At 64.4% G+C, this 25,722-nt stretch carries 23 protein-coding genes; 10 read left to right on the top strand and 13 right to left on the bottom strand.

All coding sequences use genetic code 11. The features are described 5' to 3' along the window. Positions 1-48: 48 nt before the first annotated feature. Positions 49-1,158 (top strand): aminotransferase class I/II-fold pyridoxal phosphate-dependent enzyme, encoded by a 1,110-nt coding sequence (locus DOM41_RS04925; RefSeq protein WP_110685723.1) that lies wholly within the window; start codon positions 49-51, stop codon positions 1,156-1,158. A 15-nt stretch (positions 1,159-1,173) separates the two neighbouring features. Here DOM41_RS04925 and DOM41_RS04920 read toward each other — a convergent pair whose 3' ends face one another. Together DOM41_RS04920 and DOM41_RS04915 are read right to left on the bottom strand one after the other, a co-directional pair. Next, complete coding sequence (locus tag DOM41_RS04920; protein ID WP_110685722.1) at positions 1,174-2,694, bottom strand: YifB family Mg chelatase-like AAA ATPase; 1,521 nt, start codon at positions 2,692-2,694, stop codon at positions 1,174-1,176. Between the two features lie 109 nt (positions 2,695-2,803). Beyond that, entirely contained in the window at positions 2,804-3,133 is a 330-nt protein-coding gene (locus DOM41_RS04915) for an accessory factor UbiK family protein (protein WP_110685721.1), read from the bottom strand. 250 nt (positions 3,134-3,383) lie between these two features. Between DOM41_RS04915 and DOM41_RS04910 the strand changes: the two genes are divergently transcribed. The 3 genes from DOM41_RS04910 (at position 3,384) to glnK (ending at position 5,530) form a co-directional block, all read left to right on the top strand. Next, the gene (locus DOM41_RS04910; protein WP_110685720.1) at positions 3,384-3,722 is read left to right on the top strand and encodes a P-II family nitrogen regulator; all 339 of its coding nucleotides are present in this window, start codon (positions 3,384-3,386) and stop codon (positions 3,720-3,722) included. Positions 3,723-3,747: 25 nt separating this feature from the next. After that, complete coding sequence (locus DOM41_RS04905) at positions 3,748-4,998, top strand: ammonium transporter (RefSeq protein ID WP_110685719.1); 1,251 nt, start codon at positions 3,748-3,750, stop codon at positions 4,996-4,998. Positions 4,999-5,191: 193 nt separating this feature from the next. After that, complete coding sequence (gene glnK / locus DOM41_RS04900; RefSeq protein ID WP_110685718.1) at positions 5,192-5,530, top strand: P-II family nitrogen regulator; 339 nt, start codon at positions 5,192-5,194, stop codon at positions 5,528-5,530. A gap of 115 nt (positions 5,531-5,645) precedes the next feature. Here glnK and DOM41_RS04895 read toward each other — a convergent pair whose 3' ends face one another. Then, a complete protein-coding gene (locus DOM41_RS04895; RefSeq protein WP_110685717.1) occupies positions 5,646-6,422 on the bottom strand; it encodes a ferredoxin--NADP reductase in 777 nt (258 codons plus the stop codon). Positions 6,423-6,572: 150 nt separating this feature from the next. On the opposite strand from DOM41_RS04895, the gene DOM41_RS04890 reads away from it, so the two are divergent. Beyond that, positions 6,573-7,499 carry a LysR family transcriptional regulator gene (locus DOM41_RS04890; RefSeq protein WP_110685716.1) on the top strand — a complete coding sequence of 309 codons (927 nt, stop codon included), beginning with the start codon at positions 6,573-6,575 and terminating at the stop codon, positions 7,497-7,499. Positions 7,500-7,514: 15 nt separating this feature from the next. Here the strand turns inward: DOM41_RS04890 and DOM41_RS04885 are convergent, their stop codons facing one another. The 10 genes from DOM41_RS04885 to hemE all read right to left on the bottom strand — a co-directional run bounded on the left by DOM41_RS04885 (position 7,515) and on the right by hemE (position 18,627). Next, positions 7,515-9,338, bottom strand: coding sequence for a methyl-accepting chemotaxis protein (locus DOM41_RS04885; RefSeq protein ID WP_110685715.1), 1,824 nt, complete (start codon positions 9,336-9,338; stop codon positions 7,515-7,517). Positions 9,339-9,608: 270 nt separating this feature from the next. Continuing rightward, positions 9,609-11,432 (bottom strand): methyl-accepting chemotaxis protein, encoded by a 1,824-nt coding sequence (locus DOM41_RS04880; protein ID WP_110685714.1) that lies wholly within the window; start codon positions 11,430-11,432, stop codon positions 9,609-9,611. 96 nt (positions 11,433-11,528) lie between these two features. Then, positions 11,529-11,951: a baeRF12 domain-containing protein gene (locus tag DOM41_RS04875; RefSeq protein WP_110685713.1), complete on the bottom strand. Its 423-nt coding sequence runs from the start codon at positions 11,949-11,951 to the stop codon at positions 11,529-11,531. Positions 11,952-12,068: 117 nt separating this feature from the next. Next, positions 12,069-12,797, bottom strand: coding sequence for an amino acid ABC transporter ATP-binding protein (locus tag DOM41_RS04870; RefSeq protein WP_110685848.1), 729 nt, complete (start codon positions 12,795-12,797; stop codon positions 12,069-12,071). Positions 12,798-12,903: 106 nt separating this feature from the next. Then, positions 12,904-14,016: an amino acid ABC transporter permease gene (locus tag DOM41_RS04865; RefSeq protein WP_188112360.1), complete on the bottom strand. Its 1,113-nt coding sequence runs from the start codon at positions 14,014-14,016 to the stop codon at positions 12,904-12,906. A gap of 1 nt (position 14,017) precedes the next feature. Further along, on the bottom strand, positions 14,018-15,208 hold the full coding sequence (locus tag DOM41_RS04860; protein WP_110685712.1) for an amino acid ABC transporter permease: 1,191 nt from the start codon (positions 15,206-15,208) through the stop codon (positions 14,018-14,020). 116 nt (positions 15,209-15,324) lie between these two features. Then, on the bottom strand, positions 15,325-16,353 hold the full coding sequence (locus tag DOM41_RS04855; protein ID WP_110685711.1) for an amino acid ABC transporter substrate-binding protein: 1,029 nt from the start codon (positions 16,351-16,353) through the stop codon (positions 15,325-15,327). Between the two features lie 315 nt (positions 16,354-16,668). Next, entirely contained in the window at positions 16,669-17,028 is a 360-nt protein-coding gene (locus tag DOM41_RS04850) for a VanZ family protein (protein ID WP_110685710.1), read from the bottom strand. Further along, on the bottom strand, positions 17,025-17,540 hold the full coding sequence (locus DOM41_RS04845; RefSeq protein WP_110685709.1) for a thiol-disulfide oxidoreductase DCC family protein: 516 nt from the start codon (positions 17,538-17,540) through the stop codon (positions 17,025-17,027). The genes DOM41_RS04850 and DOM41_RS04845 overlap by 4 nt, the downstream gene beginning before the upstream one ends. Then, complete coding sequence (gene hemE, locus DOM41_RS04840; protein ID WP_110685708.1) at positions 17,512-18,627, bottom strand: uroporphyrinogen decarboxylase; 1,116 nt, start codon at positions 18,625-18,627, stop codon at positions 17,512-17,514. The genes DOM41_RS04845 and hemE overlap by 29 nt, the downstream gene beginning before the upstream one ends. A 178-nt stretch (positions 18,628-18,805) precedes the next feature. On the opposite strand from hemE, the gene ribA reads away from it, so the two are divergent. The 5 genes from ribA to DOM41_RS04815 all read left to right on the top strand — a co-directional run bounded on the left by ribA (position 18,806) and on the right by DOM41_RS04815 (position 25,679). After that, entirely contained in the window at positions 18,806-19,441 is a 636-nt protein-coding gene (gene ribA, locus DOM41_RS04835) for a GTP cyclohydrolase II (RefSeq protein ID WP_110685846.1), read from the top strand. A 221-nt stretch (positions 19,442-19,662) separates the two neighbouring features. After that, the gene (gene trhA, locus DOM41_RS04830; RefSeq protein WP_110685707.1) at positions 19,663-20,391 is read left to right on the top strand and encodes a PAQR family membrane homeostasis protein TrhA; all 729 of its coding nucleotides are present in this window, start codon (positions 19,663-19,665) and stop codon (positions 20,389-20,391) included. 200 nt (positions 20,392-20,591) lie between these two features. Then, positions 20,592-22,448: an ABC transporter ATP-binding protein gene (locus tag DOM41_RS04825; RefSeq protein WP_110685706.1), complete on the top strand. Its 1,857-nt coding sequence runs from the start codon at positions 20,592-20,594 to the stop codon at positions 22,446-22,448. Further along, positions 22,445-24,289 carry a sensor histidine kinase gene (locus tag DOM41_RS04820; protein ID WP_110685705.1) on the top strand — a complete coding sequence of 615 codons (1,845 nt, stop codon included), beginning with the start codon at positions 22,445-22,447 and terminating at the stop codon, positions 24,287-24,289. Before DOM41_RS04825 ends, DOM41_RS04820 begins: the two co-directional genes overlap by 4 nt. Then, positions 24,282-25,679, top strand: a complete 1,398-nt coding sequence (locus DOM41_RS04815; protein WP_110685704.1) for a sigma-54-dependent transcriptional regulator — start codon at positions 24,282-24,284, stop codon at positions 25,677-25,679. Before DOM41_RS04820 ends, DOM41_RS04815 begins: the two co-directional genes overlap by 8 nt. The last annotated feature ends 43 nt before the right edge of the window (positions 25,680-25,722 follow it).

Genomic DNA, 25,722 nt, shown 5'->3' with positions numbered 1-25,722 from the left:
CGATTGCTCCCCTTTCGTTTCAGACTTTGCCATTCAGGACCCATCACCATGCCCCGCTTCGCTCGTCATCTCGAGAACCAGGACGGCCCCCACAACCCATTTCCCGGCGTCAGCGCACTGGAGCGCAAGCTCGGCCACTCGCTGCCTCACCGCATCGGCTCCAACGAGGGGCTGGACATGCCCCACCGGGCGCTGGCCGCACGCTTCGGCGACGACGTCGTGACACTTGCCCGCGCCTACGGGGACGCCGAAGCGTGGGCCCCCCGTCAGCGTCTCGGTGACACCCTTGCCGTCGCCCCCGAATCGATCGTGATCGATGCCGGCGCCGATAGCCTGATGGCCCTCTGCCTGCGCACGCTCTGCGACCCGGAGAGCCGCGTCATCGTCAGTGCCGGCACCTATCCCACCTTCAGCTACTTCGTGCACGCCGAGGGGCTGCGAATGGTCGAAGTGGCCTACGCCAGCGATGCCGACGCGCTCGCCCCCGACCTCGCCGCCCTGGCCGCGGCGGCCCGACGCGAAGACGCGCGGGCGGTCTATCTGGCCAACCCCGACAATCCGAGTGGCTATCTGCACAGCGATGCCGACGTGCTCGCGCTTCGCGATGCGCTGCCCGAGGGGTGCACGCTGATCCTGGACGAGGCCTATCACGACTTTCGCGACGACGCCTGGACGCCGGCGGCCAATGGCGTCTGGCCCGGCGTGATTCGACTGCGCACGTTCTCCAAGGCGCATGGCCTGGCCGGGCTTCGTATCGGCTACGCGATTGCCGAGCCGGAAACCGTCGCCATGATGATGAAGGCGCGCATCCACTACGCGGTGTCGTCACTGGCGCTGGCGGCGGCAATAACGGTGCTCGACCACCCCGACGAGACCCGGGAGCACGTCGCCGCCGTGGTGGCGCGGCGCGAGGCACTCGCTGGGCTGCTGATCGAACACGGCGGCGACGTTCTGGCGAGCACGACCAACTTCGTCGCGCTCCGCCTGCCGAGCGCGGAACGCGCCGCCCAGTTGCACGCCGCGCTGCTGGCCGAGGGGACGCTGATTCATCGACCGGCTCACCCGGCGCTGGGCCACGTGCTGCGGATCAGTGCACTGGATGACGCCCTGACACCGGGCCGGCTGGAGACACTGACGCAAGCGCTTCGCCTCGACTGAGCGAGGCATCGCCGGTTACGCCCCGGCGGGCCCTCGGGCATTGAGCATGCGGTCGAGCTGGCGATAGCCGATGGCTTCCATCAGGTGCGCCTTGCTCACGCGGCTCTCGCCGCCGAGATCGGCCAGCGTGAGCGCAACGCGCAGCACCCGGTGGTAGGCGCGAGCGGAGAGATTGAGGCGATCGAGCACCTCCGCGAACCAGTGACGCTCGTCGGCGCTCAGGGCGCAGGCGGCTTCGAGCGCCGGCCCCGGGAGATGGGCGTTGAGGGCGCCGCGGGCGGTCTGACGCTCGCGGGCGGCAAGGACTCGCTCACGTACCGTGGCCGAATCCTCCCCGGGCGTGCGGTCGGTCAGCTGGGTCGCCGGCAGCGCCGGGACTTCGACCTGAAGATCGATACGATCGAGCAGCGGCCCGGAGAGGCGCGATTGGTAGCGCTGAATCTGTGCCGGCGTGCAGTGGCAGCGCTGGCGTGGATCGCCAAGATGACCACAGGGGCAGGGATTCATGGCTGCCACGAGCTGAAAGCGGGCGGGGAAACGGCGCTGATGGTTGGCGCGAGAGATCAGAATCTGCGCGGACTCCATCGGCTCGCGCAGCACCTCGAGCACGTGGCGGTCGAACTCCGGCAGCTCGTCGAGAAAGAGCACGCCCTCGTGCGCCAGCGAGATCTCTCCCGGACGCGGCTTCGAACCGCCGCCGACCAGCGCCACGCTGCTGGAGGTATGATGGGGATTGCGAAACGGACGCTGCCCCCAGCGGTCCATGATGGAGAGCCCGCAGACCGACCGCACCGCGGCGACTTCCAGCGATTCGTTTCGTGTCAGCGGCGGCAGAACGCCGGCCAGACGGCTCGCAAGCATCGTCTTGCCGGTACCGGGCGGGCCGGCGAAGAGCAGGTTGTGGCCTCCGGCAGCGGCAACCTCGAGCGCCCGCCGCGCCTGATGCTGCCCCTTGACGTCCGCCATGTCAGGCTGCGGCGGCGGCGTGGTCAGGCGTGCGCCGAACTGGTGCGCAGAAAGTCGCTTCCGCCCCAGTAGATGCGCCACCACCTCGAGTAGATGCCCCACGGCGAACACCTCGACGCCATCCGCCAGCGCGGCTTCATCGGCATTGGCCGACGGCACCATCAGGGCGCGGGCCTCGTCTCTCACGGCCAGCGCCGTGGGCAGGACACCGGTGACGCTCCGCAGGCTGCCGTCCAGGGCGAGTTCGCCAACTACCTCGAGGCGTTCGGCAGCCTCCGCCGGGACCTGGCCGGACGCCATGAGAATGCCGAGGGCAATCGGCAGATCGAAGCGCCCGCCATCCTTGGGTAGATCGGCGGGCGCGAGATTGAGCGTGATGCGCCGGGATGGGAATTCGAAACCGGCGTTGATCAGCGCGCTGCGCACGCGCTCCCGGCTCTCCTTGACGGCGGTTTCGGGCAGCCCGACCAGCGTCAGGCCCGGCAGACCGTTGCTGAGATGGACCTCGATCGTTACCTCTGGCGCTTCGAGCCCGAGACTCGCTCGCGTCCGCACGATTGCCAGCGTCATGCCGCCTCCCATTGATCGTCAGCCTGCGCAACTACCACAGGCGGTGCGGGCATGGGCCCGCCTCCAGTGACTGTCGATTAACGGGTTATCGTCTCGACGGCTTCGAGCTTTAGCGCGGCGTTTCCGGGGTGCCGTTAGAGGAGCCATCCAGATCGTCCTGCGCGGGCGTCGGCGGCGCCGGCTGGCCGGCACGCTCGCTCTCGATGGTATTTTCCATCGCAGAGACCTGCTCTTCGAGCGCTTCGACGCGCTCGCGGGTGCGTTGCAGCACCTCCATCATGATGTCGAAGTCCTCGCGGGAGACGATCTCCATACGCTCCATCGCGCCACGCAGCACACCCTGAACGTTGCGCTGTATGTCAGCGGGCGCACCGGAAGCCCCCTGCAGACGATCCCCGAGCTGCTTGGCCAGACGTTCGAATCGATCCTGTGCCGACATCGCTGTTCTCTCCATGAAAAAGGTCTCTCAATAGCATACGCAATGTGCGGTTATCACGCTTGCGCTCAAAAAGTGCACGCTCTTTGGCCGCCTCACTACTTTGGTGCATAAGCCGATCAAGGGTGTCGCGCCGCCGTGAAGCAATCCCGCGATTTATCGCATAAATAACTGAATAATAAAGATAAAAACTCCAGTGGCACGGCATCTGCCTGTGCTTGGTGGTGCAGGTCGATCAAGGGAGACGCTAGGGATGAAACTCATCACCGCTATTATCAAACCCTTCAAGCTCGATGACGTGCGTGAAGCGCTCGCCGACAACGGCGTTCAGGGCATCACGGTCACCGAAGTGAAAGGGTTCGGCCGTCAGAAAGGCCATACCGAGCTCTATCGTGGCGCGGAATACGTCGTCGATTTTCTACCCAAGGTGAAAATCGAAGTCGCCGTCGCGGAAGATCGTGTCGACGGCGTGCTGGACGCGATTCGCAACGCCGCCAACAGCGGGAAGATCGGCGACGGCAAGCTGTTCGTCACGCCGCTCGAAGACGTCATCCGGATCCGGACCGGGGAACGCGGGGCCGACGCCGTTTGACGGCGCGGAACGAGGAGACACAAGAATGAACGATCAAGTAGTGCAACTTTCCTATGCGCTCGACACCTTCTACTTCCTGGTGTCGGGCGTTCTGGTGATGTGGATGGCGGCCGGGTTCGCCATGCTCGAGGCGGGACTGGTTCGCGCCAAGAACACCACCGAAATCCTGACCAAGAACGTGGTGCTGTTCGCGATCGCGAGCCTGGTCTACCTCCTGTTCAGCTACCACCTGATGTATTCGAGCGATGCCGGCGGGATCTTCCCGAACTTCGGCTTCCTGCTGGGTGGCGAAAACAGCGTCGACGATGTCATGGGCAGCGGTGGTGACATCTACTACTCAGCGCGTGCCGACTTCTTCTTCCAGGTCGTGTTCGTCGCCACGGCGATGTCCATCGTCTCCGGTGCGGTCGCAGAGCGCATGAAGCTCTGGTCGTTCCTGATCTTCGCCGTGGTCATGACCGGTCTGATCTACCCGGTTTCCGGCTACTGGACCTGGGGCGGCGGCTGGCTCGCCGAGGCAGGGTTCTCCGACTACGCCGGTTCCGGCATCGTGCACCTGGCCGGGGCGGCTGCAGCGTTGGCAGGCGTGATCGTGCTGGGTCCGCGCAAGGGCAAGTACGGCAAGAACGGCGCGATCTACGCCATTCCCGGCGCCAACCTGCCGCTGGCCGCCCTGGGCACCTTCATCCTGTGGATGGGCTGGTTCGGCTTCAACGGCGGCTCGGAGCTGATGGTCTCCAACGTCGATTCCGCCAATAACGTGGCTCAGGTTCTGGTCAACACCAACTCGGCCGCTGCCGGCGGTGTCATCGCGGCGCTGATCCTCGCCAAGATCTGGTTCCGCAAGGCGGACCTCACCATGGCGCTCAACGGGGCCATTGCCGGACTGGTCGCGATCACCGCCGATCCGCTCTCGCCCTCCGGCTTGAGCGCGGCAATCATCGGCATGATCGGTGGCCTGCTGGTCGTCGCTGCCATCGTCCTGCTCGACAAGCTCAAGCTCGACGACCCAGTCGGTGCGATCTCCGCGCACGGTGTCGCCGGTATCTGGGGCGTGCTCGCCGTGCCGCTGAACAACGCTGACGCCTCCTTCGGCCCGCAGCTTCTGGGCATCGTCGCGATCTTCGCCTGGGTCTTCCTCGCAAGCCTTGTGGTGTGGCTGATCATCAAGGCGATCATGGGCGTGCGAGTGACCGAAGAAGAAGAATACGAAGGGGTCGATATTGCCGAATGCGGCATGGAGGCCTATCCCGAATTCTACGTCGGCAAGAAATGAACCGACGAACCGAGTGAGCTGGCGTGCTCCCCTGGCCCCTTCGGGGGCCTTTTTTATTCCTCGAATTGGCGATGTATGCTTACACTGAGGGTCACCCGAGAGTCATCGACTATTCCCTACCATGACTCAGGCGGTAGCGACATCAGCGCGACAGCGCACCGCTACTTGTCCACCGCACGCGAGGAAACATTTCATGAAACTGGTTACCGCCATCATCAAGCCGTTCAAGCTGGACGACGTGCGCGAGTCGTTGTCGGAGATTGGCGTTCAAGGTGTCACTGTCACCGAGGTCAAGGGTTTCGGCCGCCAGAAGGGCCACACCGAACTCTACCGCGGTGCCGAATACGTGGTCGATTTCCTGCCCAAGATCAAACTGGAAGTCGCCGTTGACGACCAGATGAGCGATCAGGTCATCGAGGCGATCACCAAGGTCGCCAATACCGGCAAGATCGGTGACGGCAAGATCTTCGTCTCGCCGCTGGAGCAGGTGGTGCGGATTCGTACCGGCGAAACCGACAAGGACGCCGTGTAACGCTCACGGTGGCACTCTCGGCGTTTATCTCACGCCATTGAAAAAGCCCTCGTCGNNCGACGAGGGCTTTTTTCGGGTTGCCGGCGCCGTGGCGGCCGGAACCCTCACATGCCGTTCACTTCTCGACGAAGGCACGCTCGATGACGTAGTCACCGGGCTCGCCCATGCGCGGAGAGATCGCAAAACCCAGCTCGTCAAGCAGGCCGCTGGTCTCATCGAGCATGGCGGGACTGCCGCAGATCATCGCGCGATCCTGCTTCGGGTCCAGCGGCGGCAGACCGGTATCCTCGAACAGCTTGCCGCTGCGGATATGGTCGGTCAGACGTCCGGTCGTGTGGAACGCTTCACGGGTGACGGTCGGGTAGTAGACCAGCTTCTCGCGAATCTCGTCGCCGAGATATTCGTGCGCCGGCAGCTCCTCGGAGATGAAATCGGCGTAGGCGAGTTCGCTGACGCTGCGCACCCCATGAATCAGGACCACCTTCTCGAATCGCTCGTAGACTTCCGGGTCCTGAATCAGGCTCAGAAACGGCGCAAGCCCCGTGCCGGTCGAGAGCATGTAGAGATTGCGGCCGGGCAGCAGGTCGTCGCAGACCAGGGTTCCGGTAGGCTTGCGGCTGACCATGATTTGATCGCCCACTTTCAGGTGCTGCAAGCGGGAGGTCAGCGGGCCGTCCTGTACCTTGATGCTGAAAAATTCGAGGTGGTCTTCATAGTTGGGGCTTGCCACGGAGTAGGCGCGCACCAGCGGCTTGCCTTCGACCTCGAGCCCGATCATCACGAACTGGCCGTTCTTGAACCGCAGGCTTCTCTCACGCGTGGTGCGAAAGCTGAAAAGGGTATCGTTCCAGTGATGAACGCTGAGAACCTCTTCCAACGCGAACTTGCTCATGAAGCCTCCTGTTGACCTATCGGACTCGAATATCGAAACGCTATAAATCGGCGGTTGAATAGATTAACCAATTATATGAAGCCTCCGACCGTTCCGTTAAGTGGATTGTTTGAATAAGCTTTATCGATTCCATCGATATGAGTCGTCGCCATGCGCTACACCTTTCGCCAGCTCGAGGTCTTTGTCGCCATCGCTCAACATCAGAGCGTGTCCCAGGCCGCCAGATCACTCGCCATGTCCCAGTCCGCCACCAGTGCCGCCCTCGCCGAGCTGGAGCGACAGTTCGACTGCCAGCTACTCGATCGCCTCGGCAAGCGGCTCAAGCTCAACGCGCTTGGCTTTCAGCTGCTGCCCAAGGCGGTCGCCCTTCTCGATCGCGGCGAAGAGATCGAAGAGCTGCTCAAGGGGCAACAGGGGATCGGGTCGCTCGACGTAGGGGCCACGCTCACCATCGGCAACTATCTGGCCACACTGCTGATCGGGGATTTCATGCAGCGTCATCCCGAGAGCCGGGTGCGACTGCAGGTGGGCAACACCGCCTCCATCGTCGAACGAGTGGCGCTGCACGAGCTCGATCTCGGATTGATCGAGGGCGACTGTCAGCATGACGCCATCGTCGTGCAGCCTTGGATCGAGGATGACCTCAGCGTGTTCTGCTCACCGCGCCATCCACTGGCGCGTGAAGGGAGCGCGGACGCTGAGCGCCTGCTGCGTGAGGCTTGGATCATGCGGGAGGAAGGTTCGGGCACCCGGCGGACGCTGGAACATGCGATGCGCCATCGCCGCGGGCGGTTCAACATTCTGTTGGAGCTCGAGCACACGGAAGGTATCAAGCGCGCGGTGGAGTCGGGGCTGGGAATCGGCTGTATCTCGAAGCTGGCGCTGCGCGACGCCGTCCGCCGCGGCAGCCTGGTCGCCATCGCCACGCCAGAGCTCGACCTGACGCGGCGATTCAACTTCATCTGGCACCGCCAGAAATACCTGACCACGGCGATGCGCGAGTTCCTGCGGCTCTGCCGGGAGATGACCGCTGCCATCCAGCGAACCGACGAAATCCACTTGCCGACGATCCCCTGACCGTCGGCCGGCGCGTTACCCCAGGCGCGGGCTGTCGCTCTCGACGAGCTTGAAGCGACCGACAACATCCGCCAGATGGAACGCCTGATCGCGCAGATGCTCGGACGAGACCGTCGACTGCTCGACCATCGCCGCGCTCTGCTGTGTGGCGCGGTCGAGCTCGCTCACCGCCTGATTGACCTGCTCCACGCCCTGGCTCTGTTCCGACGCGGCAACGCTGATCTCGCCGAGCGTCGACGAGACCTGCGAGATCGCCTCGACGATCTCCTGCATGCTGCCCCCCGCCGTGCGCATCATCTCTGCGCCCTCTCGGGTCTGGGAGATGGAGCCGTCGATCAGCGACTTGATGTCGGCCGCGGCGCTGGACGCGCGACCGGCCAGCGAGCGCACTTCGCTGGCAACGACCGCGAACCCGCGACCCTCTTCACCGGCGCGAGCCGCCTCAACCGAGGCGTTGAGCGCCAGCAGGTTGGTCTGGAAGGCGATGTCGTCAATCATCTGCACGATTCCCGAGATCTGCTCAGTCCGGTCATTGAGCGACTCGACCGAGGAGAGCGCCTGCGTCATCACCGTGCCACCGTGCTCGGCTTTCTGCACCGCATCCCGGGCGAGGGCGTCGGTCTGACTCGCAGACTCCGCCGTGTTGCCCGCCGTGCCGGAGATCTGCTCCATGGCGCTGGAGGTCTCCTGCAGGCTGCTCGCCGAGGTCTCGGTCTGATGCGCCAGCGTCTGGCTCGCCTTGGCGATCTCGTCAGAGGCCTGTTTGACGCTATCGCTGGTGCGCCGCGCTTCCAGCAGAACGTCACTGATCGTGGCGACAAAGGCATTAAAGGCACCACCGATCTGGGCGATCTCGTCTCGCCCCTCCACCGCCAGCCGCTGGGTCAGGTCGCCGCCGCCCGAGGCGATGTCCTGCATCGCCGTGCGAGCCCTGTCGAGCCGACGGAAGCCGGGCGACACAAGCAGCCACAGCAGCAGCGCGGAGATCGCACCGGCCAGCACCAGGGCCACCAGCGTCGCCTTGAGCAGGCTGTTGGCCCCCGCATCGGCCTCGGCACGATCGAGGGCGATGACCAGCCGCCAGTCCATACCGGGAATCTCGACGCCCCGCAGCAGCACGTCGCGGCCATCGACCGACGCCCCGATCAGACGATCCTCGGTCATCATGCGCTGACGAAACGGCGCATCGAGGTTCGGATCGAGACTCGTGGTCGGCTCCAGGGCCAGCGCGGGGTCGCGATAAGCGACGATGTCGCCGTCGGCATCGATCAGAAACGCAAAACTGTGGGGTGTCGGCCGAACCGAGAGCACGTTGGCGATGACATCATCGAGGGGAAGGTCAGCACCAGCGACGGCAACGGTGCGTCCGTTATCGACGATCGGCGTGGAGAAGGTGACCACCAGCTGGCCGGTGACCATGTCCAGATAGGGAGCGCTCAGCACGGTCTCGCCGGCATCCGCCGCCGCTCCGTACCAGGGCCGAGATGTCGGGTCGTAACCCGCAGGTGGGACCCAGTCGTCATTGGTGATCAGATCGCGGTCGGCTGTCGCCACGTAGACCTGACCGAAGTCGCCGGCGCGGCCAGTCTGGCGAAGCGAATCGACCAAATGATCACTGCCGAAGGCGGGCTTCACCGCTTCCACCAACGTCCGCTTGGATGCGGCCCAGTCCCGGATCGCCGTCACGTGACCCTTGGCGACCGACTGAATCATTTCGTTGTTGGCTTCGGTCTGCTGGCGACTGATCGACCAGTAGTTGAAGCCGCCGGTTGCCATCAGGGCAGCCAGAATCATGGCAACGCAGATCGCCATGATTCGGGTTTTGAAGGAGTGAAGCATGCGTGCGCTCGCCGTCGGGAAAATTGAAATCCCTTTAACGGCGAGCGAGCACCCAGACTTTAAGTTTACTTAATTTTTTAACTCTCAGATGCTCAATGCGGGGCAAGCCAGCCAAGCCCACCGGGGGTCGCGATCTGCCTGGCCTGGAACGGGCGCATCATCAACCCGCCCACTGACCCTGGCGATGCGCGGCAGCCATGTCGAGTGATGACCGGCGCCATACCCCACACCGAGGGTCACTGCCGACGATCGTGACCATCGGCAGGCGCGTTACACCAGGCGCGGGTTGTCGCTCTCGACGAGCTTGAAGCGACCAACCAGATCCGCCAGATGGAACGCCTGATCGCGCAGATGCTCGGACGAGACCGTCGACTGCTCGACCATCGCCGCGCTTTGCTGTGTGGCGCGGTCGAGCTCGCTCACCGCCTGATTGACCTGCTCCACACCCTGGCTCTGCTCGGCCGCGGCAACGCTGATCTCGCCCAGCGTCGAGGAGACCTGAGAGATCGCCTCGACGATCTCCTGCATGCTGCCCCCCGCGGTGCGCATCATCTCTGCGCCCTCTCGCGTCTGCGAGATGGAGCCGTCGATCAGCGACTTGATGTCGGACGCGGCGCTGGACGCGCGACCGGCCAGCGAGCGCACTTCGCTGGCGACGACCGCAAATCCGCGACCCTCTTCACCAGCGCGGGCCGCCTCGACCGAGGCGTTAAGCGCCAGCAGATTGGTCTGGAAGGCGATGTCATCGATCATCTGCACGATCCCCGAGATCTGCTCGGTCCGATCGTTGAGCGACTCGACGGAGGAGAGCGCCTGCGTCATCACCGTGCCGCCATGCTCGGCCTTCTTGACCGCTTCCCGAGCGAGCGCGTCGGTCTGACTCGCAGACTCCGCCGTGTTACCCGCCGTGCCGGAGATCTGTTCCATGGCGCTGGAAGTCTCCTGCAGGCTGCTCGCCGACGTCTCGGTCTGGCGCGACAGGGTCTGACTCGCCTTGGCGATTTCGTCGGACGCCTGTTTGACGCCGTCGCTGGTCCGCCGCGCTTCCAGCAGGACATCACTGATCGTCGCGACAAACGCATTGAAAGCCTCACCAATCTGGGCGATCTCGTCCCGCCCTTCGACCGCCAGTCGCTGGGTCAGATCGCCATCGCCCGAAGCGATATCCTGCATCGCCGTGCGAGCCCTGTCGAGCCGACGGAAGCCGGGCGACACAAGCAGCCACAGCAGCACGGCGGAGATCGCGCCAGCCAACACCAGCGCCACCAGCGTCGCTTTCAGCAGACTGCTGGCGCCCTCGTTGACTTCGGCGCTATCGAGGGCGATCACTAGCCGCCAGTCAATGCCGGGAATCTCGACACCCTGGAGCAGCACGTCGCGGCCGCGAATCGTCGCCTTGATCAGACGATCGCCATCCATGACATTCTGCAGCCACTGCGCATCCAGGCTGGGGTCGAGACTCGTGGTCGGCTCCAGGGCCAGTCCGGGGTCGCGGTCGGCGACGATCTTGCCGTCGGCGTCGATCAGGAAGGCAAAGCTGTGGGGCGTCGGCTGGACCGACAGGACGTTGGCTGTCACGTCATCGAGGGGGACATCGCCGCCGGCCACGGCAACGGTTTGACCATTATCGACGATCGGCGTGGAGAAGGAGACCACCAGCGATTCGGTCACCATGTCCATGTAGGGCGCACTGACCGTGGTTTCACCGGCGTCTGCCGGTGTGCGATACCAGGGGCGCACGGTGGGATCATAGTCTTCCGGCGGGACCCAATCGTCGTTGGTGATCATGCGACGATCGGCGGTGCCAACGTACACCTGGCTGAAATTGCCGGCTCGCGCCGTCTGGCGCAGGGCCGCAACCAGTCGGTCGCCGCCGACGGCAGGCTCGACCGCTTCGATCAAATCTCGCTTGGCCGCCGCCCAGTCCTGAATGGCGGTCACATGGCCCTTGGCGACCGATTCGACCAGTTCGTTATTGGCTTCGACCTGCTGACGACTGATCGACCAATAGTTGAAGCCACCGGTCGCCATCAGGGCAGCAAGGATCATGGCGACGCAGATCGCCATGATTCGGGTCTTGAAGGAGTCAAGCATGCGGGAACTCGCCGTCGGGGAATCGAACCCCGTTTAACGGCCAGCCCGCCGCTAGACTTTAGTTACCCGAGTGCTTGGTCGAGGCCGGAAAGCGGTTCAGGACCAGCCAAGCTTTTTGGCGATTTCGTCTTCGCTTGCCTTCGACACATCCTTGTCGAGCGTCTTGGTCACCAGCGCCTGCGTCGGTTTGTCCAGCTTATCGCGCAGTTCGCCGAGAAACTGCGGCGCGGCGATCAGGATGAACGCCTCGACGTTGTGCTTGGTGCGGGCATCACGCAGGTACTCGGCCACCTCCTTGGCAAAGAAAGACTCGTGCTTGTCCGAGGTGGCGCTATCGTCACCGGTCTGGCGCTGACTGGCGCCGGAGGTCGCTTCACCCTTGCCGCCGGTACGCAGGTCACCGGTGTGCAGGCGAGATTCCGAGTGCGTGAGCGCCTCGATTTCGCGCAGCGCATTCGCTTCGCGTACGAAGATACGTGCCCGAGCGGCATCGGCAGCAACAACGTAGGTTTTTTCCATGATCTGTCTCCTCTCCTTGGATCGATCGTGCCGAGACGTCTGTCTCGGCGCGGACTGCCACCCAAGCGTGGTCGACAGAGGGCCGTTGCTCAAGGCGATCGCCGCCAGACCAGCGAATCAGTGCCCCAGAATCTGACTCAGGAAGAGCTTGGTCCGGTCCGAGCGTGGGTTGTTGAAGAACTCGGCCGGCGGCGCCTGCTCGATAATCTGGCCCTGGTCCATGAAGATGACGCGGTCCGCCACAGTCTTGGCAAAACCCATCTCGTGGGTCACGCAGAGCATCGTCATGCCTTCCTGAGCAAGCTCGATCATGACGTCGAGCACTTCCTTGATCATCTCCGGGTCGAGCGCCGACGTCGGTTCGTCGAACAGCATCACCTCGGGGCGCATGCAGAGCGCCCGGGCGATCGCCACGCGCTGCTGCTGGCCGCCGGAGAGCTGCCCCGGATACTTGCGCGCCTGATCGGCGATCTGCACGCGCTCGAGATACTCGAATGCGGTCTTCTCCGCTTCCGCCCGAGGCTTCTTCTGCACCCATATCTGAGACAGACAGCAGTTCTCCAGCACCGTGAGGTGCGGAAACAGATTGAAGTGCTGAAACACCATGCCGACGTTACGACGGATCTGCTCGATCCGCTTGATGTCGCGGGTCATCTCGATGCCGTTGACGGTGATCGCCCCCTGCTGGTGAGCCTCCAGATGGTTCATGCAGCGAATCAACGTCGACTTGCCCGACCCGGAAGGCCCGCAGATGACGATGCGTTCGCCCTTGGCGACGGTGAGGTCGATATCACGCAGGACGTGGAAGTCGCCGTACCACTTGTTGAGCTGCTCGATCTCGATCATCGGCTTGGCGTCATCGCCGGTGCGGGTATCGGACGCAGTGGCTTCGTTCATCACTCGTTTTCCCCAATCCATTGTTGTTGAAGGCCAGTCGGCGTTGCTGTCCGCATCATGTCCGGTAACTCGTGTTGAGGCGACGCTCGATGTACTGGCTGTAGCGCGACATGGCAAAACAGAAGACCCAGAACATCAGCGCCGCGAAGACGTAGCCTTCGGTGGAGAAGCCCAGCCAGTTGGCATCGGTGAGCCCGGCCCGAATGATCGCGAGCAGGTCGAACAGGCCGATGATCAGCACCAGCGAGGTGTCCTTGAACAGCGCGATGAAGGTGTTGACGATCCCCGGAATGACGAGCTTCAGCGCCTGCGGCAGGATGATCAGCCCAGTGCGCTGCCAGTACCCCAGCCCCAGCGCCTGGCCCGCCTCGTTCTGGCCTCGGCCGATCGCCTGTAGCCCGCCTCGGATCACCTCGGCCATGTAGGCGCTCCAGAAGAACATGATACCGATCAGCGCTCGCAGCAGCTTGTCGAACTCGACGTTGCCGGGAACGAACAGCGGCAGCATGACCGAGGCCATGAACAGCACCGTGATCAGCGGTACGCCGCGCCAGAACTCGATGAAGATGACGCTGACCGCCTTGACGAACGGCATCTTGGAGCGCCGGCCCAGCGCCAGCAGCACACCGAGCGGCAGCGAACCGACGATGCCCACGGTCGCGATCACAAGCGTCAGCATCAGCCCGCCCCAGGCACGCGTGGGGACGGACTCGAGCCCGAAATAACCGCCGCTGAGCAGAATCCAGGCGACGACGGGAAAGCCTACCAGCGCGAACAGTCCCACCCAGCGCTTGTAGGGCAGCCGGGGGATGGCGAGCCACGCCACGAGTATCGCCATCATCGCGAAGACGATATCCACTCGCCAGCGCGCCGCTTCGGGGTAGAAGCCGTAAACGATGGATTCGAAACGCGCCGAGATGAAGACCCAGCACGCGCCGTCTCCGGTGCAGTCGGCACGGGTCGAACCGAGAAAGTCGGCATCGAACAGCGTCCATTTCAGAAACGGCCAGAGACACCACGCCAGAAAGCCGATCACGACCACCGAGACAACGCTGTTGACGGGCCCGTTGAAGAGGTTGGCGCGCAGCCATCCCACCACGCCACGCCGCTGATCCGGCGCCTGGCGGGCAGCGATCATGTCGGTGCGATAAGCGGATTGATCGTTCATCTCATCGCTCCTTCATCAGCGTGCGGGCGTTGTAGAGATTCATCAGAAACGACACCGTCAGACTGATGACCAGGTAGACCGCCATGGTCATGGCGATGATCTCGATCGCCTGGCCGGTCTGGTTGAGCGTGGTACCCGCGAAGACAGCAACGATGTCGGGATAGCCAATCGCCGTCGCCAGTGACGAGTTTTTGATCAAGTTCAGATACTGGCTGGTCATCTGCGGCACAATCACGCGCATCGCTTGAGGAATTACGATCTTGCGCAGGGTAATCGCCCCCGGCAGGCTCAGTGAACGTGCGGCTTCGGTCTGCCCCTGGGAAACCGAGAGAATGCCCGAGCGGACGATCTCGGCGATGAAGGACGCCGTATAGATCGATAGCGCCAGCCACAGGGCGACCAGTTCCGGCAGGATGTTCACGCCGCCGCGGAAGTTAAAGCCCGCCATCTCGGGAATCGTCCACTCCAGCGGCGCCCCCGTGAGCAGAAAGGCTGCCAGCGGTACGCCGACGATGACGCCGGCGCCGATCCAGTAGACGGGCAGCGCCTGGCCGGTGCGACTCTGACGCCGCTTGGCCCAGACCGCGAATGCCACGGTTGCGATCACCGCGAACAGCAGCGCCCACATCGTGGCGGTGAATCCCGGCAGTGGCTGCGGATCCGGCATCACCACGCCACGGACGTTGAAGAAGAAAGCGTCGAACAACGACAGACTCTGTCGCGGCGACGGTAGCGCCCGCAGCACGGCGTAGTACCAGAACAGAATCTGAACCAGCAGCGGGATATTGCGAAAGGTCTCGACGTAGACGGTCGCCAGTCGCGCCAGTAGCCAATTGGGCGACAGCCGCGCGATCCCGATCAGAAACCCGAGAAGGGTTGCCAGCACGATCCCCATCGCCGACACCAGCAGGGTATTCAGCAGCCCGATGACAAAGGTTCGTCCATAGCTCGAGTTGCTGGTGTAGTCGATCAGCGTCTGGGGGATGGAGAAACCGGCACGTCGGTCGAGGAAATCGAAACCGGTCTTGATGCCCCGGGCATCCAGGTTGGCCAGCGTGTTGTGGACGAGAAAGCCGATGAAGACCGCCAGTGCCACGAAGAGCACGAACTGAACGATCAACGCACGTACCGTGGGATTTCGCCACAGCGGGCCATGGCCTCGCCGCAGTAGAGAAGAGGATGGACGCAGCATAGAGGTGTCTATCTTGCCTATCGTGTCGCTCTCGACCCGAGCATTGAGAAGCACTGTGCCCCGGGCTTACCGGGGCACAGTGTTGCGATAACAGCTAACGCCTGGCGAAAAACGCCTCAGCGAACCGGCGGTGCGTACTGGATACCACCATCGCTCCACAGCGCGTTGATACCGCGGTCGATGCCCAGCGGGGAGTCGGCGCCCACGTTGCGATCGTAGACCTCCGCGTAGTTACCCACCTGCTTGACGATGTTGTAGGCCCAGTCACTGTCCAGACCCATCTGCTCTCCGTAGTTGCCGTCCTGACCCAGCAGGCGAGCGACATTCGGGTTCGGCGGGTTGTCGCGCATCTCGTCGACATTGTCCTGAGTCACACCCATTTCTTCGGCATTGATCATGGCGAAGAGTGTCCACTTGACGACGTTGAACCACTGGCTGTCACCCTGGCGAACCACCGGGCCCAACGGCTCCTTGGAGATACGCTCGGGCAGAATCATGGCACTGTCCGGTTCGTCGAGCTGGAGCCGCAGGGCTGCGAGCTGAGACGAGTCGGACGTCAGCACGTCACAGCGGCCGCTGCCGAAGCCCTGAGCCGTCTGGTCAGGGGTGTCGAAAGTGACTAGCTGATAGTCGAGGTCATTCGCGGGGAAGTAGTCGGCGATGTTCAGCTCGTGCGTCGTGCCGGACTGAATGCAGATCGTGGCACCGTTGAGCTCGTCCAGGCTGCTGACGCCCAGATCCTTGCTCACCATGAACGCCTGACCGTCGTAGAAGGTGACGCCGGTGAAGTTCAGGCCCAGGGAATTATCTCGGGTCGCGGTCCAGGTGGTGTTGCGCGACAGCACGTCGACCTCACCGGACTGCAAGGCCGTGAAACGCTCCTTGGCGGTCAGCGGCGTAAACGCAACCGACTCGGCATCGCCAAGCGTGGCGGCGGCAACGGCGCGGCAGAAATCCGCGTCGATACCCGACCACCGACCGTCTTCGTCCGGCGCGGAAAAACCGGTCAATCCGGCGTTGACCCCACAGCGGATCTCGCCGCTGTTACCGATGTCGTCCAGTGTGGCAGCACTTGCCTGGGTGGCCGCGACGGCGCCGAGGGCGACGACGGACAGTAGCGACAGGCTTTTATTCTTGTGATGCATAGTGAACTCCACTCCCTTGCGTGGTTTTAGTGTGCATACAGAGCATGCTCACAGGGTCATAGCAAAGTCCATTCCACATCTGTCTTACTTGCGCTAAAAACTTGTTTTTCAAGAGCTATTCTTGGAGTGTGCGTCTGGCGAACGAGTCGATCTTTCGAGCAAGGCGCCTCATTTCAAGGCAATTTCACCAGCTGAAGCTCGACACGCACCAAAACAGGGCGCCCAGAAACGACGCGATCAACGACTGTGCGAGGGGGGCGGCATGAAGCGTGCCGTCTCGGCCACTTCAGGACAAAGCGGGTCGCGAGAGCCGTATCAACAAGACGCTAGGCGTCGGCGGTAGAGCCCTCGAATCAACATCGCGAAGAGCGTCCCAGCGACGGCACCCAACGAATTGGCGAGAATATCTGCCCAGTCGCCGCCGCTGCGCCCCGGCACTGCGAGCTGCGCGTACTCGACAGCGATACCATAGAGGATGGCGAGACCCACCGCCCAGCGAGGGCGAAGACCGGTCAGACTCAGCCCCATGGCGAGTCCGCCGTAGCCGACGAAGTGGTTGAACTTGTCCCATGGCAGGTCACTCGGCAGGCTGCTGCCCGGGGTCAGGCTGCCCCAGGTGATCGCAAGCGCCCAACCCAGCGTGAGGGCAACGGCAATTAGACGTCCTCGTTTCAAGCCGGCGCTCCATCCGCGAGCGAGGCCGGCAGTCCGAGACGCTGGCAGTGCGTCTCGCCGAGCCGGTCGATCCAGCGTGGGTGCGACTCGAGCCGGTCATCGTCACTGGGGGCAAGCCGACTGCGGTGGCGCCCGACGAAACGATAGACACCGTCGCGCAGCGGGCGAGGCACCTGCTGCATCCGGGCGAGCGCTCCCCAGCTACCGTCGAGGCGTTCGCAAAGTCGCCACAGCGCCTCGCTGTCACGATGACAGCACCCCGCCGTCACATAGCGAATGCTGTCGCCGAGGCTCGGGTCGAAGGTGAAATGTCGGCCCAGTCGCTCGCCGAGGGGCGTCTCCAGCCCGGCGATGGTAAGCCGGCTGTCGCGGCGCTCCCGCGCCAGAAACCAGCGAACCGAGCGCCGGCAGAAGGGGCAGCCGGCGTCGAAGAGCAGCAGCCCGTCGACGCCGGCACTCCTCGGTTCAGCGTTGGTGCTCGACTCAACGATGGTAGGCCGGGCTGAGTTCATGGAGCGCCTCCATGAAGGCGGTCACGTGGTCGGGGTCGGTGAACTGGCTGATCCCATGCCCAAGATTGAAGACGTGGCCGTCGCCCGGGCCGAAGCTCTCCAGCAGGCGGGCGACCTCGCTGCGGATCGCCTTGGGCGGGGCAAACAGCACGTTGGGGTCGAGATTACCCTGAATGGCCACCTGCTCGCCGACCCGACGACGCGCATCGCCAAGTTCCGTGGTCCAGTCGATGCCCACCGCGTCGCAGCCGCTGTCGGCGATCGTTTCCAGCCACTGACCGCCATTCTTGGTGAACAGAATCACCGGCACCCGGCGGCCGTCATGGTCGCGAATCAGCCCACCGACGATGCGCTGCATGTAGCTGAGCGAGAACGCCTGATACGCCGGTGTCGACAGCGCCCCGCCCCAGGTATCGAAGATCTGCACGACCTGCGCGCCGGCACGAATCTGCGCGTTGAGATAGTCGGTCACCGAGGTGGCGAGTACACCCAGCAAGGTGTGCAGGGTCTGCGGGTCGCCGTAGAGCATCGACTTGATGTGGCGGAAATCCTTGCTCGAGCCGCCTTCGACCATGTAGGTCGCAAGCGTCCAGGGGCTCCCCGAGAACCCGATCAGCGGCACCCTACCATTCAGCTCGTGGCGGATGGTACGCACCGCGTTCATGACGTAATCCAGATCGCGCTCGGCGTCCGGTGCCTTGATCGCAGCGACGTCGGCGGCGGTGCGCAGCGGCTTGCGAAACTTCGGCCCCTCACCGGTCTCGAAATAGAGCCCGAGCCCCATCGCATCCGGAATGGTGAGGATATCGGAGAAGAGAATCGCCGCATCCAGCGGGAAGCGCTCCAGCGGCTGAAGCGTAACGTCGCAGGCGAAATCCCGGTTGCGGCAGAGGTCCATGAAGCTGCCGGCCTCGGCGCGCACCGCGCGATACTCCGGCAGATAGCGGCCGGCCTGACGCATCATCCAGACCGGTGTGCGGTCGACGGGCTGGCGCGCGAGGGCGCGCAACAGACGGTCGTTATGCAGCGTCGAGCTTGCCGGCGTGTCGGCGGACGTCTGCGGCGCGGGGTCGTTGAAAGAGGTCATGACGGCCTTCGGGTTACGAGATTTGGCTTCAGTGTAACGGATGGCGCGGCGAGCCTGATACGTTCGATGGGCAACCCTGATACGTTCGATCGGCAACCCTGATATAATGCCCGCCCTCTTTGAACCCCCCGTCCGCTGCGCGCTGGTGGACGGTAGCAGTCCGTCTCGCGAGGTCATCGTGTCCATCCGCTTCATTGCCGCATCGCAACTGCCCACACCCTGGGCGACGTTCATGCTGCACGGCTTCCAGGAAGAGACCACCGGCAAGGAGCACGTCGTGCTCACGCTCGGCGACGTCACCACGGAGGAGCCTGTGCTGGCCCGCGTGCACTCCGAGTGCCTGACCGGCGACGCGCTTTTCTCGATGCGCTGCGACTGCGGTTATCAGCTGCAGGAAGCGCTCAAGCGAATCGCCGACGAGGGGCGCGGCGCCCTGCTCTATCTGCGTCAGGAAGGTCGCGGTATCGGCCTGCTCAACAAGATTCGCGCTTACGCGCTTCAGGACGAGGGCGCGGATACGGTCGAGGCCAACGAGCAACTCGGCTTTAACGCCGACCAGCGTCGCTACGACATCTGTGTACCGATGCTCGAGCATCTTGGCATCGGCTCGCTGAAGCTGATGACCAACAACCCGCGCAAGGTCGAAGCGCTCGTCCAGGATGGGGTGAACATTCGCGAACGCCTGGCGATCACCACCGGCCGCAACCCCTTCAACGAGCACTATCTGACCACCAAGGTCGGCAAGCTCGGCCACATGATGCAGCTCGACGATTTTACGCCCGCTAGCGACGTCGATATCGAGCGCGACGCCTGACATCGAGTGATCGGCCGCCCCGTTTGGCGGCCTCGCTTGCCGGTCGCCCCGCCTGCTGTCTCGGCGTCGTGTCATGCGCGCGTCATCCCTGGCACTCAAAATGAACCCTGACCCCCACTTTGGGTCATAATGGATAGGACCTGCCCCTCGGGCCGCCAGGCTTCAGGGTGTCGCAGGGCTGCTACCGCCGTGTCGCCGCCACTCCGGGAGGTTGCAAGACCATGACCGAACCCCGCACTGCTTCACTCGCCCTGCCGAATCCCACGCACGATGCCGTTGGCGACGCCGCCCCGGCGGCCGATTTCGGCGAATTCTCGCTGCACGAGGAGTGGCTTCATAGCCTGAGCCATGGTGTCGGCGCGGCGCTGAGTCTGATTGGCATGATCGTGTTGATCGCGCTGGCCTCGCTCGCCGCTCAGGTCGACCCCTGGAAGGTCGTCGGCGTCTCCCTCTACGGCCTCTGTCTCGTCACGCTCTACACCGCCTCGACGCTCTACCACGGCTTTCGCCTTCCGCGACTCAAGCGACTGTTCCAGACCTTCGATCACTGCGCGATCTATCTGCTGATCGCCGGCACCTACACGCCGTTTCTGCTGGTCAACCTGCGCGGCACGACCGGTTGGCTGCTGTTTGGCGTGATCTGGGGGCTCGCCGCCAGCGGGATCGCACTGCGCCTGATCTGGCCGCGACGCTTCCACGTACTTCGGGTCATCGTCTATATCGTCATGGGCTGGTTGATCCTGCTCGCCGCTGAGGATGTCGCCGCGAGACTGCCTCCTGCCGGCTTCTGGCTGCTGGTCGCCGGCGGCATCATCTATACCGTGGGCGTGCTCTTCTACGCCGTGCGCGCGATCCCCTTCAACCACGCCATCTGGCATCTGTTCGTGATCGGCGGCAGCGTCTGCCACTTCTTCGCCGTCTACACGGCGGTGCTGCCGTTTCAGGCCTGATCCTCGCCCGCTTGCGCCAGCGCACTCGCACTGGCGGTCTCAGCCCTCCCCGAGACGGTCGCCGCCGTCTCGCGGTCGCCTCCGGCTCCTCTCACGCGTGACGGCTTGCCGGGCGCGTCTGCCGCGCTATGCTCGGTAGGCTCGCTGACCAACCGACGTTGGCCTGAGCCCCTCTTACCTCGCCGTCAGACAGGATTGCCATGTTTCGCTGGTTCGAACAACGCCTCGACCCCTTCCCTGCTGCCGAGCCCGTGCAGCCACCGAACACGCTGATCGCCTTCTGCCTGCACTACACCAAGGGCGCCTGGCCCTATCTGCTGGCAGCCACGGCGATGATGGCGCTGATCGCGGGCATCGAGGTGTGGATGTTCGGCTTTCTCGGCAATATCGTCGACTGGCTCTCCGAGCAGAACCGGGAGACCTTTGTGTCCGATCAGGGCTGGAAACTCGCCGGCATGGCGCTGGTGATCCTGGTGCTGCTGCCGGGCATGGTCTGGCTGCACTCGCTGTTCCAGCACCAGTCGCTGATGGGCAACTTCCCCATGCGCATTCGCTGGCAGGCGCACCGCTATCTGCTGCGCCAGTCGATGCATTTCTATCAGGAGGAGATGGCCGGACGCATTGCCACCAAGGTGATGCAGACATCGCTGGCCGTGCGCGAATGCGTCATCCAGCTGTTCGACGTTCTCAACTACGTCAGCGTCTACTTCCTGGGGACGCTGATTCTGGTGGGCAGTGCGGACTGGCGCCTGGCACTGCCGCTGGTGGCCTGGCTCGTGGGCTATCTGCTGCTGCTGCGGGTGTTCGTGCCGATCATGCGCCGCGTCTCCAAGACCCAGGCGGATGCGCGCTCGCAGATGACCGGACGTATCGTCGACAGCTACAGCAACATCCAGACGGTAAAGCTATTCTCCCACGCCAGTCGCGAAGCGGCCTTCGCCAAGTCGGGGATGAGCGGCTTTCTGACCACGGTCTATCGTCAGATGCGACTGGTCACGGCGCTCGAGGGGTCGCTCTACCTGCTCAACGCGCTGATGCTGTTCGCGGTCGGCTGGCTGTCGCTCTATCTCTGGCTTGCGCAGGCGGTGAGCGTCGGAGCGGTGGCGGTGGCGCTGGGGCTGGTGATGCGGCTGTGGGGGATGTCGCAGTGGATCATGTGGGAAGTGTCGAGACTGTTCGAGAACATCGGCACGGTGCAGGACGGAATGGCAACGCTATCGCTGCCACGCACGATCGACGATGCCTCGAATGCGCCGCCATTGACGGTAACCCAGGGCGAGATCGTCTTCGATCACATCCGCTTTCATTACGGCAAGGGTGGCGGCGTCATCGACGATCTGTCGCTGACGCTCAAGCCCGGCGAGAAGATCGGCCTGATCGGTCCCTCCGGGGCGGGCAAGTCCACGCTGGTCAATCTGCTGCTGCGCTTCCATGACCTGGAGGGCGGCGCGATCCGCATCGACGGCCAGAATATCGCCGAAGTCACCCAGGAGAGCCTGCGCGCCAGTATCGGCATGGTCACCCAGGACACCGCGTTGCTGCATCGCTCGGTGCGCGACAACCTGCTCTACGGTCGCCCGGATGCGAGCGACGAGATGGCCTGGGCGGCGGCCGAGGAAGCGCACGTGGCGGGCTTCGTCGAGTCGCTGCGCGACGCCGACGGTCAGACCGGACTCGAAGCCCATGTCGGCGAGCGCGGCGTGAAACTCTCCGGCGGCCAGCGCCAGCGCCTTGCCATCGCTCGGGTGATGCTCAAGGATGCGCCGATCCTGATTCTCGACGAGGCGACCTCGGCGCTCGACTCCGACGTCGAGGCTGCCATTCAGGAGAATTTCGACCGGCTGATGGCGGGCAAGACGGTGATTGCCATTGCCCACCGGCTCTCGACCATCGCGGCGATGGATCGCCTGGTCGTCATGGAGCGCGGGCGAATCGTCGAGCAGGGCACCCACGCCGAGCTGATCCGTCTCGAGGGCGTCTATGCCAGGCTCTGGCGCCGCCAGTCCGGTGGCTTTCTGGAAGCCGATCAGCGTGCCCCGGCGGCCGTCGTGCCATGAAAGCCGTACTGGCGGCCGGCGTGCTGATCGGCGGCCTGGCCCTGACTGCCTGGCAGGGCGCACTGTTCGCCCGTGATCAGGCGCTGGAGGGCCTCATCCATAGCGCCGGCAACGACCTGCGCCTGTCGCAGGCCAATCTCACCGGCTATCTGACCCGCCACGACTATCTCCCTCACCTGCTCGCCACCCGCGAAAGCGTCCGCCGGTTCCTGGCCCAGGCGCCGGCCGAACGCGATGCGACACCGCTCAACCGGCTGCTCGACCGCACGCGTGCCCGAGCCGGCGTCTACGACGTCTATCTGCTGAACCGTAGCGGCACCACCATTGCCGCCAGCAACTGGCAGCGCCCCGACAGCTTTCTCGGCCACAACTTCGCCTTTCGCGGCTACTACCGACAGGCGATCAATGGCCGTGGCGGTCGCTTCCACGCCCTGGGCACCCAGTCCGGCGCTCGCGGCTACTATTTCTCCGCCCCGGTATGGGACGCCGACAGCGGCCTCGACTCCACCCCCGACGGCGTCATGGTGGTCAAGGTCGGCCTCGATGCCATCGAGCAGGAGTGGCAGCGCCTCAACGCCCGCCTGCTGGTCACCGACATCAACGGGATCGTCTTCATGGCCAGCGATCCGGCGCTGCGCCTGACCGCGCTGCGCCCGCTGTCGGAGAGCGCCCGGCGCGGGCTGCGCGCGACTCGCCGCTACGCCAGTGAACCGCTGCCGGATCTGGGCATCGAGATCACGCAGTCGCTGGCCGGGGGAGCCCTCCTGATCCGGCTGGCGGGTGATGAGTACCTGAGCCTGTCGCAGCCGATGCCACGGTTCAACTGGAGCCTGCGGATTCTCAAGCCACTGACACCGGTGACGCGTGCCCAGTGGCTCGGTGCCCTGATCGCCGGCGGCGCCTGGATGCTTCTGGCGCTGGGCGGGGGCATCGGTTGGCAGCGGGTGCGTCTTCGTCGCGAGCGCGAACGCTTTGCCGAACGCGAGCGCAACACGCTGGCGCGAACCCGCGACGAGCTCGAACGCCACGTCGCGGAACGGACTCAAGAGTTGCTGGCCTCCAATCACCATCTCTCGCAGGAGATCGAAGAGCGCAAGCGCGCCGAAGAGAGCCTGCGCCAGACTCGCGACGAGCTGGTGCAGGCCGCCCGCCTGGCGGTGCTCGGCCAGTTGGCGGCGAGCATCAACCATGAGCTCAACCAGCCGCTGACGGCCATTCGGGCGTATGCGGACAATGCCCGTATTCTGCTCGACCGAGGCCGGCCGGCGGACGCGACCGCCAATCTGGTCCAGATCTCGGAGCTGATCGAACGCATGGCCGCCATTAGCGCGCAGCTGCGCCAGTTTTCTCGCCAGGGCAGCGAGCGACTGACCCAGGTCTCGGTCGAGGAGTGCTTCGACTACGCGCTGCGCCTGTTCCACTCTCGCTGGGCCGATGGCAATCTCGCCATCGACAAGGACTGGGACTCGCAGCAGCTCTGGGTGCATGCCGACCCGGTCCGGCTCGAGCAGGTGTTGGTCAACCTGATCGGCAACGCGCTGCAGGCGATGGAAGGGACCGAGTCGGCCCGCCTCGAACTGAGCGCGAGACAGACGGACGACTGGGTCACCCTGAGCGTCGCCGACAATGGCCCGGGTCTCTCGGCGGAGGGGCTATCGCACCTCTTCGAGCCTTTCTACACGACACGACCCGCCGGCCAGGGGTTGGGGTTGGGGCTCTCGATCTCGCAACGCATCGTCACCGACCTCGGGGGCCGCCTGGAAGCCCGTAACCGCGAGGTGGGCGGCGCCCTCTTCCTGATTCACCTGCCAGCCATCCGTGGAGCGACCGCTCATGAATGACCGCTCGGAGACACCGGTACTCATCGTCGATGACGAACCGCACATGCGTTTCACGACCGGCCAGACGCTGGAGCTCGCCGGCTACCAGCCGATGCCGGTAGCCAGCGCCGAGGAGGCGCTCGCGCTGCTGGGCAAGGACTTCGCCGGTGTCCTGATCAGCGATATCCGCATGCCCGGCATGGACGGCATGGCCCTGCTGCGCGAGGTGCACGGCCGCGACCCCGAGCTGCCCGTCATCCTGATTACAGGCCATGGCGATGTCTCCACGGCCGTCACGGCGATGCGCGACGGCGCCTGGGACTTTCTCGAGAAGCCCTTCGCCGGAGAGCAACTGGTGGAGGTCGTGCGGCGGGCCATCGAGACCCGCCGGCTGGCGCTGGAGAACCGTCATCTGCGCGCCGAGCTGGAGGCTCAGCAGTCGGCACCGGGGCCACGCCTGGTCGGGCGCACCGAGGCCATCGCCCGACTCGCCACCATGGTCTCGCGGATCAGCCAGGTCGAGGCCGATGTCCTGCTTTTCGGCGAGACAGGGGCCGGCAAGGATCTGATCGCCCGCGCCATCCACGAGCGCAGCCGGCGCAGCGGCGCTCCCTTTGTCGCCATCAACTGCGGTGCGGTACCGGAGAGCATGATCGAGTCCGAACTCTTCGGCCACGAGAAAGGCGCCTTCACTGGCGCCGTGGAGCGGCGCATCGGCAAGTTCGAGTACGCCCAGGGTGGCACGGTCTTTCTGGATGAGATCGAGTCGATGCCGATCAGCCTGCAGGTCCGCCTGCTGCGGGTCCTGCAGGAGCGGGCCATCGAGCGGCTCGGCTCCAACCGCGCGGTCGCACTCGATATCCGAGTCATCGCGGCAACCAAGGTGGACCTGAAAGCCGCCGCCGAGGCCGGTCAGTTCCGAGAGGATCTCTATTACCGGCTCAACGTGGTCACCCTTCCCATTCCGCCGCTGCGCGAGCGCCGCGAGGACATCCCGCTGCTGTTTCAGCACTTCGCGGTGGTCGCCGCGACCCGCAGCGGCCAGGAGGCCCCGCCACTCGACGGCGCCGGTCTGTCGGCACTCCTCGCCCACGACTGGCCGGGCAACGTCCGCGAGCTGCGCAATCTGGCCGAGCGCTACGTCCTGATCGGCAGCGCCTGGGACTATCGTCTGGAGGCGTTGATGGACGACAGCGACGATACCCGCGGCGACATGGCGCTTTCTCAGCAGGTAGAGATGTTCGAGAAGAGTCTGATCGATCAGGCGCTGAGCCGCAGCCGGGGGCGCATGAACGACGCCTGCGAACGGCTGGGTGTGCCACGCAAGACGCTCTACGACAAGCTCAAGAAGTATGGTCTGCGGGCCGAGACCTATCGCCGCCGAGAGGACGATACTGCCGAGGGCACCTGATGAGCGCCTGCCGCCGGTGTGCGGATTCCCACACACCGGATGG

Origin of the sequence: Salinicola aestuarinus (assembly GCF_003206645.1) — a bacterium.
Lineage (GTDB): Bacteria > Pseudomonadota > Gammaproteobacteria > Pseudomonadales > Halomonadaceae > Salinicola > Salinicola aestuarinus.
Note: the sequence above shows the minus strand (reverse complement) of the source record. Positions and strands in the feature narration are given on the sequence as shown.

Excerpts from the sequence above, each read along its gene's own strand:
- DOM41_RS04825 (WP_110685706.1), top strand. The coding sequence starts at position 20,592 with ATGTTTCGCTGGTTCGAACAACGCCTCGACCCCTTCCCTGCTGCCGAG.
- DOM41_RS04860 (WP_110685712.1), bottom strand. The coding sequence starts at position 15,208 with ATGCTGCGTCCATCCTCTTCTCTACTGCGGCGAGGCCATGGCCCGCTG.
- DOM41_RS04820 (WP_110685705.1), top strand. The coding sequence starts at position 22,445 with ATGAAAGCCGTACTGGCGGCCGGCGTGCTGATCGGCGGCCTGGCCCTG.
- trhA (WP_110685707.1), top strand. The coding sequence starts at position 19,663 with ATGACCGAACCCCGCACTGCTTCACTCGCCCTGCCGAATCCCACGCAC.
- DOM41_RS04905 (WP_110685719.1), top strand. The coding sequence starts at position 3,748 with ATGAACGATCAAGTAGTGCAACTTTCCTATGCGCTCGACACCTTCTAC.
- DOM41_RS04865 (WP_188112360.1), bottom strand. The coding sequence starts at position 14,016 with ATGAACGATCAATCCGCTTATCGCACCGACATGATCGCTGCCCGCCAG.
- DOM41_RS04915 (WP_110685721.1), bottom strand. The coding sequence starts at position 3,133 with ATGTCGGCACAGGATCGATTCGAACGTCTGGCCAAGCAGCTCGGGGAT.
- hemE (WP_110685708.1), bottom strand. The coding sequence starts at position 18,627 with ATGACCTCTTTCAACGACCCCGCGCCGCAGACGTCCGCCGACACGCCG.
- DOM41_RS04920 (WP_110685722.1), bottom strand. The coding sequence starts at position 2,694 with ATGACGCTGGCAATCGTGCGGACGCGAGCGAGTCTCGGGCTCGAAGCG.
- DOM41_RS04910 (WP_110685720.1), top strand. The coding sequence starts at position 3,384 with ATGAAACTCATCACCGCTATTATCAAACCCTTCAAGCTCGATGACGTG.
- DOM41_RS04870 (WP_110685848.1), bottom strand. The coding sequence starts at position 12,797 with ATGATCGAGATCGAGCAGCTCAACAAGTGGTACGGCGACTTCCACGTC.
- DOM41_RS04880 (WP_110685714.1), bottom strand. The coding sequence starts at position 11,432 with ATGCTTGACTCCTTCAAGACCCGAATCATGGCGATCTGCGTCGCCATG.
- DOM41_RS04855 (WP_110685711.1), bottom strand. The coding sequence starts at position 16,353 with ATGCATCACAAGAATAAAAGCCTGTCGCTACTGTCCGTCGTCGCCCTC.
- DOM41_RS04890 (WP_110685716.1), top strand. The coding sequence starts at position 6,573 with ATGCGCTACACCTTTCGCCAGCTCGAGGTCTTTGTCGCCATCGCTCAA.
- DOM41_RS04885 (WP_110685715.1), bottom strand. The coding sequence starts at position 9,338 with ATGCTTCACTCCTTCAAAACCCGAATCATGGCGATCTGCGTTGCCATG.
- DOM41_RS04845 (WP_110685709.1), bottom strand. The coding sequence starts at position 17,540 with ATGAACTCAGCCCGGCCTACCATCGTTGAGTCGAGCACCAACGCTGAA.
- glnK (WP_110685718.1), top strand. The coding sequence starts at position 5,192 with ATGAAACTGGTTACCGCCATCATCAAGCCGTTCAAGCTGGACGACGTG.
- DOM41_RS04895 (WP_110685717.1), bottom strand. The coding sequence starts at position 6,422 with ATGAGCAAGTTCGCGTTGGAAGAGGTTCTCAGCGTTCATCACTGGAAC.
- DOM41_RS04875 (WP_110685713.1), bottom strand. The coding sequence starts at position 11,951 with ATGGAAAAAACCTACGTTGTTGCTGCCGATGCCGCTCGGGCACGTATC.
- DOM41_RS04925 (WP_110685723.1), top strand. The coding sequence starts at position 49 with ATGCCCCGCTTCGCTCGTCATCTCGAGAACCAGGACGGCCCCCACAAC.
- DOM41_RS04815 (WP_110685704.1), top strand. The coding sequence starts at position 24,282 with ATGAATGACCGCTCGGAGACACCGGTACTCATCGTCGATGACGAACCG.